1 protein-coding gene is annotated in these 1,083 nt (G+C 70.5%); it reads left to right on the top strand.

The genetic code is table 11. The features are described 5' to 3' along the window. The first annotated feature begins 105 nt into the window (after positions 1–105). Positions 106–1,071 (top strand): IS481 family transposase, encoded by a 966-nt coding sequence (locus DQ240_RS23050; protein WP_113842048.1) that lies wholly within the window; start codon positions 106–108, stop codon positions 1,069–1,071. Positions 1,072–1,083 lie beyond the last annotated feature (12 nt).

Here is a 1,083-nt window from a genome sequence, read left to right as displayed (position 1 = left end):
TGTACCCAGCCAGGACGTTGGTGACGGTCGGGCGGGCTTGAACGAAGGAGAACCTCCGAGTGGGGTGTGGCTTGTCGAAGGCCCAACACCTGCTCGGAGGTTCTCGTGTCCCACGCTAACGCCCGTACGACCTTTCATGGCCGCCTGCTGATCGTCGAGCGTTGGCTGGACGGCTGGCGGCAGGCACACATCGCCGCGGCGATGGGGATCTCCCGCAAGTGTGTGCGGACCTGGATCACCCGCTTCCAGGCCGAGGGCGCGGCTGGCCTGGTGGACCGGTCCAGCCGTCCCCATACCAGCCCCCGCCGCACGCCGGCCGAGGTGGAGGACCGCATCGTCGAGCTGCGGCGGCGGGAGCGGCGCGGGCCGGCCTGGCTGGGCACCGAGCTCGGGATGCCCGCTCGCACCGTCTCTCGGGTCCTGGCTCGCCGGGGGGTGCCCCGGCTGGCCTCGCTGGACCCGATGACCGGGCAGCTGATCCGCGCCGCCAAGGCCACCGCGGTCACCTACGAGCGGTCGGCACCAGGCGAGTTGGTGCACATGGACGTCAAGAAGCTGGCTCGCATCCCCGACGGCGGCGGGTGGCGCGCCCACGGCCGCGCCGCCGGCAGCAGCAGCCGGCGGCGCGACACCGTCGTCGGCTACGACTACGTGCACTCCCTGGTCGACGACTACTCCCGGCTGGCCTACTCCGAGATCCTGACCGACGAGAAGGGCGCCACCTGCGCCGGCTTTCTCACCCGCGCCGCGACCTACTTCGCCGATCACGGCATCACCCGGATCGAGCGCGTCATGACCGACAACGCCTGGGCCTACCGGTACTCGCTGCGAGAGGTCTGCGCTGCACTCGGCGCCCGGCAGAAATTCATCCGCCCGCACTGCCCCTGGCAGAACGGCAAGGTCGAACGCCTCAACCGCACCCTGGCCACCGAGTGGGCCTACCGACAGCCCTTCACCAGCAACGACCAGCGCGCCGCCGCACTTGCTCCCTGGATCGAGCACTACAACACTCAGCGCCGCCACAGCGCACTCGGCGGTCAGCCACCGGTCAGCCGCCTGGCACCAACCTGATGGCTCGGTACA

Origin of the sequence: Blastococcus sp. TF02A-26 (assembly GCF_003319125.1) — a bacterium.
Taxonomy (GTDB): Bacteria; Actinomycetota; Actinomycetes; order Mycobacteriales; family Geodermatophilaceae; genus Trujillonella.
The sequence above is the reverse complement of the archived record's forward strand: the minus strand, read 5'-3'. Positions and strand labels throughout refer to the sequence as shown.